We start from the raw sequence: 13,333 nt of genomic DNA, 5'->3' as shown, positions 1-13,333 counted from the left end.
GTCGTCAGGAGGTGAACCTATCACAACTCCTCAGACAAGTAGATAAGTTGCGGACCGATGAGAGAATCGCACCATGACGATCGTGCGCCGGGAGTCCCTCGCCGAGCAGGCCAGCGATCTCCTACTCGAGCGCATCCGAGCCGGCGAGTGGAGCGTCGGCACGAAGCTGCCGGGGGAGACCACGCTCGCGCCTCAGTTGGGCGTCGGGCGCTCGACGATGCGGGAGGCGATCCGCATCCTCGCCGCGCGCGGGGTGCTCGCCACCCGGCAGGGCGCGGGCGTGTTCGTGACCGCGAGCGACGTCCCCGAGAACTGGGACGACGTCATCCGACGCGCCCACATCGTCTCCATCATTGAAGCGCGCACGGCCATCGAGGTCGAGGCGGCCGCGCTGGCAGCGGAGCGGCGCGCGACGCATGAACTGGAGCTCCTCAGAGAGGCGCTCGAGGCTCGACTCGAACGAGTCGGCATATCTGAGCACGTCGAGGCGGACATGGCCTTCCACCGGGCGATCGTCACCGCGGCTCACAACCCGGTCCTCGAGGAGCTCTTCGACGGCTTCGCGCAGCGCTCGCGCCTCGCGATGATCGACATGCTCACGATCCGCGGCCGCCACGGCGACGAGATCGATCAGGAGGTCCATCGGCGCATCTACGATGCGATCGCTTCGCAGGATGCCGAGACGGCGGCCGCTCTCGCTCGTGGACACCTCACGGCGCTCCGGAGGATGCTCACGTGAGGGGTGCAGCGCGATGAGCGACGCTTCGACCGCGCTTCGTGTGTTCGTCGCCGGCGCGAGCGGCGTGATCGGCTCGAGGCTTCTGCCGCGGCTGGCCGAACTCGGGCATGTGGTGGCGGGCATGACGCGAACCCCTGCGAAAGCAGAATCTCTCCGCGTGCTGGGTGTAGAGCCGGTCGTGTGCGACGCCTACGACAGGGCGCGGCTCATCGCGGCGGTGACGCGATTCCGTCCGGACCTCGTCCTGCACCAGCTGACCGACCTCCCCGATGCCGTGGAAGAGCTGCCGGAACGACGAGCGGCCAATGCGCGCATCCGTGTCGAGGGCACCGCGAACCTTCTGGCCGCGGCCGCGGCGGCCGACTGCCGGCGGCTCCTCGCGCAGAGCGTCGCGTGGCAGCTCCCGCCAGGGGGCGGAGCGGACGCCGTCCGGACTCTCGAGGAGGCCGTGCTCGGTTTCGGCGGGACGGTTCTCCGGTACGGCCAGCTCTACGGCACTGGCACCTTCTACCCGGTCTCGCCTCCCGACGGGCCCCGCATCCACATCGATGCCGCCGCCGCTCAGACCGTCGAGCTGCTCGGGGCGGCAGGCGGCGTGTTCACTATCGTCGAGGAGTCGTGAGCGCGGCCGTCGGCGTGGTCGCGGTGTCGACGCGGACGACGAGAGATGCCGCGTAGCCGCCCGTCGCATCGCCCGTGAGGGTCGCGACCTGCAGTGCGCCGCCGTCGTCGCCGAACACGTTGTCGCTCGCGAGCGTCACCTGGGCGAGGTTCGCGGTCGATCCCTCGTACCCGGCGAGCGCGTACACGGTCTCGCACGCGGCCTGCGGAAGCGCGAGCTGCGACGTCGCGATCGCGTTCGCCGAGTCGGAGATCGACGCCGCGTCGGGGTACACCTCGAAGTGGATGTGAGGCCAGCGCCCTGAGTAGCACGCGGGGAAGATCGACGTGAAGGTCACCTGCCCGTTCGCGTCGGCGATCTGGACGCCTCGGAGGTAGGTGACGTCCTCGACGCCGGACGAGTACATGGAGTAGCGGCCCTGCGCGTCGCAATGCCAGGCGTACACGGCCACGCCCTCGAACGGCGCGTCGCCGTTCGCCATGTCGGTCAGCCGCAGGGTGAAGGTCAGGGGGACGCCCTCGGCGGTGGCCGACCCGTCGATCGATGACGTGATGTCGCTGCGGATGATGCCCGAGTCCGCGAGCGCATCGGGCCCGTTCGACCCGTCCCCCGGATAGGGCCCCGCCGTCTCGTCGGGGATCTCGCCGTCGGGGAGCGCAGCCTCCGTCGAATCGGCCGTTGCCGTCGGCGTCGGGGTGGACGTGCTCGCGGACGTGTCCGATGTCGCGCTCGGGGTCGAGGTGCTCGTCGAGCTCGTCGCGGCGGGCGCGCAGGCCGCGAGGGTCGCGGCGCCCACGCCGACTCCGACGAGGCTGAGGATGCCTCGCCGGCTGACGAGCGTTCTGAGATCGAAGCCGGCACCCTGGTCCACGACCTCCTCGTCCGGTCGGGCGAGGAGCCGGCCCTCGTAGGCCGGCCCGTCAGGGGTCTGCTCGGGCTCGGGAATGCGCGCCATGATCCGTCTCCTTGTCTCGCGGCCGCCCGCTCGGGGCGGTGATGCGTCCATGCTGGAGAACGGCGCTATGCGCGGCCGTTCACCGGTCTGTGAACGGCCTATGAGCGCTGAGGGTCAGAGTCCGCGACGGCGGTCGCGCTCGGCCAGACGGGCGAGACGCGCGTTGTACTCCTCGAGCTCGGCGTCGCCGGTGCGGTCGGCGTGGCGATCGGCGCGCTTCTGCGTCCGCTCGTCGCTGCGGCTCCACTGGATCGCGACGATGACGGCCGTGATGAGCGTCGGGATCTCGCCGATCGACCACGCGACGCCGCCGCCCGTGTACTGGTCCTCGAGCGGGGTGGCGCCCCACGTGCGGCCCATCGCGCCGAACCACTCCGCGACCATGAGACCCGAGTGGCTCATGATCGAGATGCCGAAGAACGCGTGCATCGCCATGGTGACGATGAGGGTGACGAGACGCCCTGCGTACGGCAGGCGGTACGGCACGGGGTCGATGCCCACGAGCGACATGACGAACAGGTAGCCCGACAGCAGGAAGTGGACGATCATCCACTCGTGGCCCAGGTGGTCGTACAGCGACCACCGGAACAGATCGGTGTAGTAGAAGGCCCACAGCGACCCGATGAAGATGCCGGCCGCGACGAGCGGGTGCGTGATGACGCGGGCGAACGGGCTGTGCACCGCCCACAGGATCCACTCGCGGCCGCCGCGCGTGCCATCCTCGCGCTTGCGGATGGCGCGAGCCGCGAGCGTGACCGGTGCGCCGGGCACGAGGAGCAGCGGGATGGCCATGCTCAGCAGCATGTGCCCGAGCATGTGCATGCTGAAGAGGTAGTCGCCGTACGCCGTGAGCGGCCCGCACGTCACCCAGACGAGCAGGACCATGCCGATCGTCCAGAGCACGGTGCGGTGCACGGGCCACGCGTCGCCGCGCGCACGCAGGCGCCGCACCCCCGCGTAGTAGAAGAAGAGCCCGAAGCCCGCGACGAACACCCACAGCAGGTCGATGTCCCACGCGGTGAGCCAGCGGGCGGGCGTCAGCTCGGGAGGCAGCGGCGCCTCGGTGAGGATCTCGGCGGGCGTCGACTGCGGCGCTGAGATCTCCCCGACCGGCGGCGACGTGCGCGCGAGCGCGGCGGCCGCTCCGCTCGCGATGCCCATGAACGCGAGCTCGACCGCGACGAGACCCCAGAACGCGCCCGCGCCATCCGCCGCCCGCGCGAGGAGTCGACGGCGGTAGAGCGCGCCGAGGAGGCCCATCGCGAGCAGTGCGACGATCTTCGCGATGAGGATGGCCCCGTACGGCGTGAGCAGCTGGTCCCACTGCCCGATGGAGGTGAGGGTTCGCGCGTAGCCCGAGACCGCGACGACGACGAACGCGGCGAGCGCCAGCGACGAGTAGCGCGCGAGAAGCGGGCCCAGGCGCTGCTCCTCCATGGCGGGGCGCAGGATGACGAGCAGGAGCAGGCCCCCGAGCCAGACCGCCGCAGCGACGATGTGCAGGGTCAACGCGGTCACCGTCGCGTCGTGGCCCGCGAGGTCGCCCGAGTGCCCCTGCGTGGCCATCGGGACGAGCGTGATGGCCGCGAGGACGGCGGTGAGGAGCGTCGGGGTCCACGAGCGGATGGCGAACGCGAGGATCGTGACGACGGCCGCGAGGACGGTCGTCAGGAGCCAGGCGCTGCCGAGCTCGGTCTGCGTGAGGAAGCGGCCGAGCTGCGCACCGAACTCCGCGCCGAGACTGAGCTGCGGGTTGAACGACGACAGGAACGTCAGGAACCCGACCGCGCCGCTCGAGAGGGTGAGCACGGCCGCGCCGATCGACGCCGTGTCGAGCGCGACGTCGAACTCGCGCTCCTGCGCGCGCAGCCCGAAGAGCGCGAGCACCAGCGCGCCGAGCATCGTCGCCGCCGCCAGGTTGACGACGAGCTTCGCGATCGGGAGGCCCCAGCGGACGAAGGCGCCGGGGTCGGCGCTGAACCGCTCGGCGGCACCGCCGCCGATCACGAGACCCGCGATGACGGCTGCGATCGCCGCGACGACGAGGATGAGGGGCCCAGCGGCCCGCAGCGCGCGCGGGTTCACCCCTCAACCCTATGCGCGCGCCCCTGGGCGGACGCCGCGCGGGGCATGTCCCGATCGTTCGCCCTTCCGCGGGGCATGCGAAAGGGCGCCGTCCCGGAGGACGGCGCCCTTTCGACGCGGCAGACGTCTTACTTGACGGCGGCCTTGAGCTTCGAGCCGGCGGTCACCTTGACGCGCTTGCCCGCGGGGATGGCGATCTCCTCGCCGGTCTGCGGGTTGCGGCCGGTGCGGGCAGCGGTGTCGACCTGCTCGAACGCGATCCAGCCGGGGATCGAGACCTTCGCGCCCTTGGCGACGGACTCGGAGACCGAGGTGAACAGAGCGTCGAGGACGCCCGAGACGGCGGCCTGGCTCTGACCGGTGGCGCTGGCGATGCTCGCGACGAGCTCGGTCTTGGTGATGGTCTTGTCGGCCATGTCATCCTCCAGCGGCGTGAGGACGCCGCGACGTTTCAACGGACCGGAGGCGTTTGCCTCCGGTGGTCTTGCGACCGTGATGAATGTACCAACGCGCCCCGGAATTCCGCGGATTCTCGCGGCTTTCCGCGCGATTCGCCCGGCGTGTCGCCCTCCGGATGTGACGGATGTGACGGAAGTGACGGTTCGCGAGGCGGGAAAAGGAAGAGGGCGGGACTCCCGAAGGAGTCCCGCCCTCTTACCGAAGCGGGTGCTTACCAGCTCGACTTGGTCACGCCGGGCAGCTCGCCACGGTGCGCCATGTCGCGGAAGCGGACACGCGAGATGCCGAACTTCGTCAGCACGCCACGGGGGCGGCCGTCGATGACATCGCGCGAGCGGAGACGCACGGGCGACGCGTTGCGGGGCAGCTTCTGCAGGCCCACGCGAGCGGCCTCGCGCTGCTCGTCCGTCGCGTTCGGGTCGACGAGCTGCTTCTTCAGCTCGAGGCGCTTCGCCGCGTAGCGGTCGACGACGGCCTTGCGCTGCTCGTTGCGAGCGATCTTGCTCTTCTTCGCCATGATTAACGCTCCTCGCGGAAGTCGACGTGCTTGCGCACGACCGGGTCGTACTTCTTCAGCACGAGGCGGTCGGGGTTGTTGCGGCGGTTCTTCTTGGTCACGTACGTGTAGCCCGTGCCCGCGGTCGAACGCAGCTTGATGATGGGACGGACGTCCTGAGCCTTCTTCGCCATTAGAGCTTCACACCCTTCGCGAGCAGGTCCTTCACGACCGATTCGATGCCGCGGACGTCGATCACCTTGATGCCCTTGGCGGAGACGTTCAGCGTGACCTTACGGCCGAGCGACGGAACGTAGTACGTCTTCTTCTGCACGTTCGGGTCGAAGCGGCGCTTCGTCCGTCGGTGCGAGTGCGAGACATTGTGACCGAAGCCGGGTACGGCACCGGTCACCTGGCACACAGCAGCCATGGTTCACTCCTTCACTACCGTGGAGCCGGACGGCTCCACCCAAGATCTCTTGTCTGCGCAGCCGTCACCCACCCGGAGACCGGGCTGTGTACAGGTGGGGCCGCACGAACTGCGCGCAGGAGTGCACGCAGACAAACGTCGATCCTAGCACAGTCGGGCGTGTCGCCCGAATCGGAGCGCCCCGGCCCCCGCCCACTCCCCCGTCTCGCCCTTGACGCAGCATTTCCAACGTTGGAATACTGGCGACGCGCTCGGAGCCGAGCGCATCCATCACCTCGACGAGGAGGTCTCATGGCCGCATTCCCCCGCCCGCACCGCAGACGACGCGCCGGCATCGCCCTCGCGCTCGCCTTCGCGGTCGCTCTCGCGCCGCTGGTCGCCCCCGGCGGCGCCGAGCCGACCGCCGCGGCGACGTATCCGAATCCCGGATACGTCACCGGCTCGACCTACACGCACGACCCCGAGGTCGTGAAGAAGCCCGACGGCACCTACCTGCTCGCGCAGACGGGCGACAACATCCCCCTGAAGACCTCGGGCGACCGCACCGCCTGGGCCGACGCGGGCGTCGCCTTCCCCGGCGGCATGCCGTGGGTGCACGGCTACACGAACGGGACGAACACGGTGTGGGCGCCCGACCTCACCTATGCCAACGGCAAGTACTACCTCTACTACTCGGCGTCGACCTTCGGCTCCAACAACTCCGCGATCTTCCTCGCGACGAGCACGAGCGGCGCTCCAGGCACCTGGACCAACCAGGGCGCGATCATCTCGTCGACGACGTCGAACGACTGGAACGCGATCGACCCGAACCTCGTGATCGACCACACGGGGCGGTGGTGGCTGTCGTTCGGATCCTTCTGGTCGGGCATCAAGATGATCCGCCTCAGCAACGTGTCCGGCCTCCGGCTCGACAGCACGTTCGCGAGCATCGCGGGGCGCGGCGGCGGCGCGATCGAGGCGCCGACCATCCACTACCGCGACGGGTACTACTACCTCTTCGTGTCGTTCGACCGCTGCTGCCAGGGCGCCGCGAGCACGTACCGCGTCATGGTCGGCCGCGCGACGTCGGTCACGGGGCCCTATCTCGACCGCAACGGCGTCGCCATGACCGCGGGCGGCGGAACGGAGATCCTCGCGAGCCACGGATCGATCCACGGTCCCGGGCACCAGGCCGTGCTGGCGGACGCGGACGCCGACGTGCTCTTCTACCACTACTACGACGACGCGGGCGCCTCGCGCCTCGGCATCAATCTGCTCGGCTACTCGGGCGGATGGCCCTACGTGTACTGAGCCGCTGAGGCGCGTGCGCCGTCCACGGGCGGCGCACGCGCCTCAGCGCGGCTCGACGGCGCCGCGGCCGCCGCGTGCGCGGACGCTTGCAGGTGAACTGACACGTATGACGGGGCAGGTCATGAAACTCGACTCCAAGGGACAGGTGACGATCCCCGCGGAGCTGCGGCGGGCTCACGGCTTCCTGGAAGGCGACGAGGTCGAGGTCATCGAAGACGGCGCGACGCTGCGCATCATCCACGCCACCCGGTCGCGTCTCGCGGCGAGCGCATCGTCCGACGCATGCGCGGACGCGCCGGCGCCTTCGAGAGCGTTCCTCTCGTATCGTCTGCTCACACGCGACAGCGGTCGATACGCCACGTACTTCCCGACTCTCGTCCTGATCGAACCGGGAGCGTGAAAGAGCGCGTCACTCCCGAGCGATCATCTGCAGCGTCACGCGACTGGGCACGGTCTCGACATGCGAGATGTGGATGACCGCGCCGTCCTGGTCCAGCGCGACCTTCTCGATGACGATGAGCGGATCGTGCTCCGGCCTCTGAAGCCAGCCCGCGGTCTCGGCTGTCGTATAGCCGACCCGCACTTCGCGCCGCACCTCCGCGAACCGCACGCCGTAGTCGCTGCGCAGCACCTCGTAGGTGGACGTGTCGTCCTCGATCTTCTGTGCGAAACCCGGGTACCTGTCGAGTGAGTAGACACTCCGGTCCAGCGAGAGCGGCACGTCGTTGAGGAGGAAGACACGCTCGAGCCGAAGGATGGGAGACCCCGGCGAGATCCCGAGGGCGCGCGCTGTTCGCGCATCGGCATCCGAGACGTCCGCCCGCTTCACCGAACGGGACTTCCTCCCCGTCGCGGTCAGCTGGTCGGCGAACCCACCGATCGCCATCGTGCTGAGGAGCTTGGGCGGGTCGGTCACGAAGGTTCCCGTTCCCTGTCGGCGCTGCACGATCCCTTCGCGCTCGAGATCCGCGACCGCGCGCCGCACGGTGATGCGACTCACCCCGAAACGCTCGCACAGCTCTGGCTCGGGCGGGATCCGCCCCGTGTCGCTGTAGCGACCGTCCTGGATCTCCTGAGCCAACGTCATGCGCACCTGCTCATGAAGGCTCGCACGGGAACGGGTCACGTCGATACCTCTCTTCTCAGGCGCCGGGATAGCGTCTGAGCAGCTGCGCTCGGGCGTCCTCCCCTGCTTCGACAGGGTAGCCGAAGGCACCTCGGAAGGAACATGCGAGCGCGCCAGCGGTCGACGCGACCTCGAGGCATCGCGGGAGGCTCTGCTCGGCCGACCGCGACGCGAGGAAGCCCGCCACGAACGCGTCGCCCGCGCCCAACGCGTCGACCGCATCGACAGCCTTGACTTCGGCAGAGGTCCGATGACTGCGCTCGAACGCGATGGACCCCCGCGCCCCGAGGGTCACGACCGCCACCTCCATCCCGGCCGCGACGGCAGCGCTGCCCAAAGCGTCCACCTCGCCTTCGCTGAGCGCGCTTCCGGAGAAGAAGCCCACCTCGACGTGCGGGGCGGTCTGGACGATCACCTCCGAGCGCGGATTCTCGGAGTAGTCATACGAGACGCGCGTGCCGTGATCGCGGATGGCGGCGAGCTCCACGTCAATCGACGAGTAGACCGACGTGTGCACGCGGTCGAACCGGGAGATGTACGCGTGATCCTGCTCCGTCAGCCGCAGACGCAGCTCGTGCTGCACTCCGCCGCGATTCGAGCCGACGAAGCGTCGGTCACCGTCATCATCGAGGGAGACGAAGGCCATGCCGTTCGCTCCCGGCACGACCCGCACGCGCTCGCGATCCACCCCGATCTCATCAAGCACGTGGCTGAGGTGCGCTGCGAAGCGGTCGTCCCCCATGATCCCGATGAACCCGGACTCGCCATGGAACAGGAGGCGCGAGTACACCGCCACGTTCAAGGCGTTCCCGCCGGGGTACGCGAGATCCTCGTGCAGGTAGCAGTCGAGCACGTTGTCGCCGATTCCGACGAGAGAATGCGGGGGAACCGTCCCCAGGATCTCTCGCAGCTGCTCAGGCGTGTACATCAGTGGCTTCTCCTTATCCCTTGACGCTGCCGGCCGTGATGCCGGCGACGAAGTACTTCTGCAGCGCGATGAAGACGATCACGATCGGCAACGCCGCGATGACGAGGCCCGCCAGCAGCACGCCCCAGTCGGTCGACAGCGCATCGCGGAACGACATCAGGCCGGCGGGGATCGTGCGGCTCTCGTCGGAGTTGACGAAGACGATCGCGAACAGGAACTCATTCCACGCGAAGTACGCGGTGAGCACGCTCGCCGTCATCAGGATCGACCGGCTCAGCGGCAGGTAGACGTGACGGAACACCCCCAGCGAGCGGCAGCCGTCGATCGTCGCCGCGTCCTCGAGCTCCTTCGGGATGCCGAGGAACACCGAGCGGATGAGCAGAATCGCCATCGGCAGCCGGAAGGCGACGTAGGGAAGGATCATCGCCCACAGGGTGTCCAGCAGCTCGAGGGCGTCGAGCATCTGGTACAGCGGGATGAGGCTCACCTGCGGAGCCACGACAAGGCCGCCCATCGCGACGATGAGAACGACGTTCGCCGCGCGGCTCGCGATGCGGACCATCCCGTACGCGCACAGCGCTGCCAGCAGCACGGTGCCGAGCGACGTGACGAACGTGACGACGACCGAGTTGAGGAAGTAGCTGGAGATGCCCCTGTCCCAGGCTGCGGCGTAGTTCTGCACGAGCCAGGTCTGCGGCAGACCCCACGGGTCGTTGAAGATCTCCGAGGATGTCTTGAACGACGAGATCAGCATCCAGATCAGTGGGTAGGCGATGAGGATCGCGTAGATGACGAGCACCAGGTACACCGGTGCGTTCCAGACGTGCTCGGCCGGGCGCTTCTTCTTGTCGTGGATGGTGGTGATCACCTGAGTGGACATGGCCTCAGTCCTTTCCTGTGCGGAACGACTGCATCTGCACAAGGGAGAAGATGAGCGTGATGACGAAGATCAGCGTCGCGATCGCCGAGGCGTACCCCATCTGGTTCTGGAAGAAGCCCTGGTTGTACATGTAGGTCGCGAGCACCTGGGTCGTGTTCCCTGGTCCGCCGCCCGTGAGGATGTACGGCTCGTTGAACACAGTGAACGCACCGGAGACGGTGAGGATCATCGCGACGAAGATCATCTCCTTCGCCTGCGGCACGGTGATGCTGAAGAACTGACGGATGCGGCCCGCGCCGTCCAATGCGGCCGCCTCGTAGTACTCCGCGGGGATCTGCTGCAGCGTGACGACGTAGAGCATGCAGAGGTAGCCGATGCTCTGCCACTGCGACACCGCGATGACCGATCCCATCGCCGTGTCGACATCCGCAAGCCAGGACGTCTGCAGATGCCCGAGCCCGATGGCGTCGAGGAAGGAGTTCAGCAGACCGCCGCGAGAGCTGTAGATGAAGGTGAACATCAGCGCGATGACCGTGATCGAGATCACCGCCGGCATGAAGTAGATGCTGCGGAGGACAGCGGCGATCCGCGGACGCAGCAGATGCGTCAGCCAGGCGGCGACGACGAGGCCCCCGCCCACCTGGAACACGATCGACACCGCGGCGTAGACGACGTTGTTGAGGAGCGCTGAGGAGATGACAGGGTCGCCCAGCAGGCGGGCGAAGTTGTCGAGCCCGACAGGGGTGAGGTCGCTCGCTCCGGCGCGGAACGAGAAGAAGCCATAGAAGAGATTCGCGGCCAGCGGATAGTAGACGAAGATCGCGATGAGGATCAGGGCGGGCAGGATGTAGAGCCAGTTGCCCAGGGCACGGGTGCGGGTCTTCATTGATGCACCATTTCTGGAGTCGGTTGCGGACGGGGCGCCGGCGGCTTCGCCGGCGCCCCGGGGACGATCACAAGATCAGGCAGCGGAGCGCACGCGCTCTGCCACCTCCTGAACCTTCTGCATGACGCCCTCCGGCGTCTGCTGTCCGCCGAGCATGAGCTGCGCCTCGGCGAGGTACGTCGCGACGATCTGCGGGTCGTAGGCGTTGTCGAGCCACGGCGTCATCTCGGATGCATCGAGGATCTGCCCAGCGAGCTCCTTCGTCGTGTCTGAGACGTCGGCCTTCTCCACGGCGCCCTGGACGGCGCTCAGCTCTCCGGTGTCCTCCGTGTAGGTCACGCCGTTCTCGCTGTTCAGCATGAACTCGACGAACCGCTGCGCCTCCTCCGGATGCTCGGTGTTCTTCGAGATGGCGAATCCCTCGGGCGCACCCGTCAACTGGTTGGGGTCGCCCTTGCCGCCTTCAACCGCGGGGAAGTTGAACACCGAGTAGTCGAAGGCCACATCGCCGAAGTACCCGATCTCAGCGCTCTGCGCATAGAACAGCGGAGCACCCTCGCCGGCGATCCACGAGTTCCGGGCCATCTCGTGGTCGATCGCGAGGAAGTCCTCGTTCGCGTGTCCCGCGATCTCCTGCAGCCGCTCCAGCGCGGTGACGTAGCCCGGGTCGGTGAACTCACCCTGGGCCGGATCCTGGTCGGCGACGAAGACCTCCGGATCGACGACGCGCTGGTTGAGCGTGCCCAGGTAGTGCGCGATGGTCCAGGTGTCCACGGCGCCGAACTCGATCGCGGGCTTCCCGGTCTCCGCCTCGATCGTCTCGACGACGTTCAGGAACTCGTCCCAGGTCTTCGGCGCCTCGAGCCCGAGCTCGTCGAAGACCTCCGTGTTGTAGTAGAACACCTTCGAGTGCATCCCGAGGGGCAGCGCGTACTGGACGCCGTCGACCTGGAACGGGTCCATCTGGCTCGGATAGAAGCTCTCGGCGAACTCGGTGTCCGCCTCGAGCCATGGGCCGAGATCCATGAGCGCGTCGCTCTTGACGAGCTCGGCGACGAACGACCCGCTCCAGGTGAAGAGAACGTCCGGCGCGTTCGCCGAGCCGGCGACGACCTTGACCTTGTCCTTGTAGCTGTCGTTCAGCACGCTCTCGACCTTGATGTCGACGTCCGGGTTCTCGGCCTCGAACTCCGCGACGAGTTCGTCGAAGTAGGTCTTCTTCGGCTCGTTGGGCCAGCGGTGGAAGAAGTCGATCTCGACCTTGTCTCCGTCGCCGCTCCCGGAGGAGCAGGCCGCGAGCGGCAGGGCCAGCGCGACGGCGGCCAGCGCGGCTCCTGCGATTCGTGTCTTCGTGCGCATCGTTGCGTTCCTTGTCTCAGCTCAGTACTCCATGCGCCACATGTAGCGACGCACGCTCAGGGGATGGCCGCGGTGATCGGCAAGCGCGTCCGCGTAGGTGCGCAGGACGACGTTGAAGAGGATGTGGGCGAAGTCGCCTCGGATGGTCTCGTCGACGCTCTCGAGACCGAAGTCGTTTGCGTCGATCACGAGCACGTTGTCCGAGTGCTTCGTGGCGAAGTCGACGGCGCGCTGTTCGAGGGGACGGGTCGCGTCGAGGCCGAGGAGCGCGATGAAGGGCACGTCGAGGTCAGTCACCTCGAACGGTCCGTGGAAGTACTCGCCCGCGTGGATGCACGCCGAGTGGACCCACTGCATCTCCTGCAGAAGGCAGATGGCGAAGGAGTAGGCCGAGCCGTAGTTCGACCCCGCAGCCATCGTGTAGATGAGCTCTTCCCGGCGATGCTCGAACGCCCAGGCGTCCGCCTTCTCGGCGTAGGCCGCGCGCGCGGCGGGAGCCAGCTCATCCAGGGCGGCGACGGCCGCGTCTGCGGAAGCTGACAGGCTCACGCCATCGAGGTCGTCGAGCATCCCGGCGGCCAGCCGCAGCAGCAGGGCGGGCGCGATGCGCGCTTCGCTCTTGCCCTCGCCGTGCTGGTAGGCGATGACATGCTCGGAAGCTTCCGCCAGGGGCGAGGTCGGATCGAACGTGAGGGCGATCGTGAGGGCGCCGCGCTCGCGCGCGTGGCGTGCCGCGCTGACCGTCTCGGGCGTATTGCCCGAGTGCGAGCAGAGGACGACCACGGTCGCGGCGTCGATGCGCGTCGAGTTCCGCGAGGTGAACTCGGCGGCGTTGATGGCGCGCGTCTCGAAGGATGCCGATCGCGCGTCAAGGAAGAACTCGATGGGCATCATGTTGGCGTACGAGCCGCCGCACGCGGTCAGGACGACGCGGGCGACATGGCCGCGCTCGGCGACCGCGCGCCGTGCGGCGGACAGTTGGCCTTCGATGGTTTCGGAGTCGACAAAGGAGGCGGTGCTAGTCAAGATGGACCCTTCTGAAGGTAGGACGTTATGAGACGTATTAGCACGTCTCATA

The 13,333-nt window shown here is 68.0% G+C and carries 16 protein-coding genes; 4 read left to right on the top strand and 12 right to left on the bottom strand.

All coding sequences use genetic code 11. From position 1 onward, the window contains the following. Positions 1-73: 73 nt before the first annotated feature. Both M1D46_RS03110 and M1D46_RS03105 read left to right on the top strand, forming a co-directional pair. A complete protein-coding gene (locus M1D46_RS03110) occupies positions 74-739 on the top strand; it encodes a FadR/GntR family transcriptional regulator (protein WP_456286581.1) in 666 nt (221 codons plus the stop codon). Positions 740-752: 13 nt separating this feature from the next. After that, positions 753-1,361 carry an NAD-dependent epimerase/dehydratase family protein gene (locus M1D46_RS03105; protein ID WP_456286580.1) on the top strand — a complete coding sequence of 203 codons (609 nt, stop codon included), beginning with the start codon at positions 753-755 and terminating at the stop codon, positions 1,359-1,361. On the opposite strand, the gene M1D46_RS03100 is transcribed toward M1D46_RS03105, so the two are convergent. The 6 genes from M1D46_RS03100 to rpmB form a co-directional block, all read right to left on the bottom strand. Then, positions 1,342-2,316 carry an intradiol ring-cleavage dioxygenase gene (locus M1D46_RS03100; RefSeq protein ID WP_456286579.1) on the bottom strand — a complete coding sequence of 325 codons (975 nt, stop codon included), beginning with the start codon at positions 2,314-2,316 and terminating at the stop codon, positions 1,342-1,344. The two genes, M1D46_RS03105 and M1D46_RS03100, sit on opposite strands and share 20 nt — an antisense overlap. A gap of 114 nt (positions 2,317-2,430) precedes the next feature. Then, a complete protein-coding gene (locus M1D46_RS03095; RefSeq protein WP_456286578.1) occupies positions 2,431-4,401 on the bottom strand; it encodes a cytochrome c oxidase assembly protein in 1,971 nt (656 codons plus the stop codon). Between the two features lie 128 nt (positions 4,402-4,529). Then, the gene (locus M1D46_RS03090; protein WP_271172653.1) at positions 4,530-4,817 is read right to left on the bottom strand and encodes an HU family DNA-binding protein; all 288 of its coding nucleotides are present in this window, start codon (positions 4,815-4,817) and stop codon (positions 4,530-4,532) included. Between the two features lie 254 nt (positions 4,818-5,071). Continuing rightward, complete coding sequence (gene rpsN / locus M1D46_RS03085) at positions 5,072-5,377, bottom strand: 30S ribosomal protein S14 (RefSeq protein ID WP_271172652.1); 306 nt, start codon at positions 5,375-5,377, stop codon at positions 5,072-5,074. A 2-nt stretch (positions 5,378-5,379) separates the two neighbouring features. Further along, positions 5,380-5,550 carry a 50S ribosomal protein L33 gene (gene rpmG, locus M1D46_RS03080; protein WP_155049151.1) on the bottom strand — a complete coding sequence of 57 codons (171 nt, stop codon included), beginning with the start codon at positions 5,548-5,550 and terminating at the stop codon, positions 5,380-5,382. Continuing rightward, positions 5,550-5,786, bottom strand: coding sequence for a 50S ribosomal protein L28 (rpmB, locus tag M1D46_RS03075; RefSeq protein WP_271172651.1), 237 nt, complete (start codon positions 5,784-5,786; stop codon positions 5,550-5,552). The genes rpmG and rpmB overlap by 1 nt, the downstream gene beginning before the upstream one ends. 291 nt (positions 5,787-6,077) lie before the next feature. On the opposite strand from rpmB, the gene M1D46_RS03070 reads away from it, so the two are divergent. Together M1D46_RS03070 and M1D46_RS03065 are read left to right on the top strand one after the other, a co-directional pair. Then, on the top strand, positions 6,078-7,076 hold the full coding sequence (locus M1D46_RS03070) for an arabinan endo-1,5-alpha-L-arabinosidase (protein WP_456286577.1): 999 nt from the start codon (positions 6,078-6,080) through the stop codon (positions 7,074-7,076). 121 nt (positions 7,077-7,197) lie between these two features. Continuing rightward, positions 7,198-7,476, top strand: a complete 279-nt coding sequence (locus tag M1D46_RS03065) for an AbrB/MazE/SpoVT family DNA-binding domain-containing protein (protein WP_456286576.1) — start codon at positions 7,198-7,200, stop codon at positions 7,474-7,476. A gap of 9 nt (positions 7,477-7,485) precedes the next feature. Here M1D46_RS03065 and M1D46_RS03060 read toward each other — a convergent pair whose 3' ends face one another. From M1D46_RS03060 to M1D46_RS03035, 6 genes are all read right to left on the bottom strand, one after another. Then, positions 7,486-8,163: a GntR family transcriptional regulator gene (locus tag M1D46_RS03060; protein ID WP_456286575.1), complete on the bottom strand. Its 678-nt coding sequence runs from the start codon at positions 8,161-8,163 to the stop codon at positions 7,486-7,488. A gap of 55 nt (positions 8,164-8,218) precedes the next feature. Further along, positions 8,219-9,130 (bottom strand): PfkB family carbohydrate kinase, encoded by a 912-nt coding sequence (locus tag M1D46_RS03055; RefSeq protein ID WP_456286574.1) that lies wholly within the window; start codon positions 9,128-9,130, stop codon positions 8,219-8,221. Between the two features lie 13 nt (positions 9,131-9,143). Then, positions 9,144-10,010, bottom strand: a complete 867-nt coding sequence (locus M1D46_RS03050; RefSeq protein WP_456286573.1) for a carbohydrate ABC transporter permease — start codon at positions 10,008-10,010, stop codon at positions 9,144-9,146. Between the two features lie 4 nt (positions 10,011-10,014). Then, positions 10,015-10,896: a carbohydrate ABC transporter permease gene (locus tag M1D46_RS03045; protein ID WP_456286572.1), complete on the bottom strand. Its 882-nt coding sequence runs from the start codon at positions 10,894-10,896 to the stop codon at positions 10,015-10,017. 75 nt (positions 10,897-10,971) lie between these two features. Beyond that, positions 10,972-12,255 (bottom strand): ABC transporter substrate-binding protein, encoded by a 1,284-nt coding sequence (locus M1D46_RS03040; RefSeq protein WP_456286571.1) that lies wholly within the window; start codon positions 12,253-12,255, stop codon positions 10,972-10,974. Positions 12,256-12,276: 21 nt separating this feature from the next. Next, positions 12,277-13,281, bottom strand: coding sequence for an SIS domain-containing protein (locus tag M1D46_RS03035; protein ID WP_456286570.1), 1,005 nt, complete (start codon positions 13,279-13,281; stop codon positions 12,277-12,279). Positions 13,282-13,333: the final 52 nt, after the last annotated feature.

The sequence above is a fragment of the Microbacterium sp. JZ70 genome, assembly GCF_053903225.1.
Note: the sequence above shows the minus strand (reverse complement) of the source record. Positions and strands in the feature narration are given on the sequence as shown.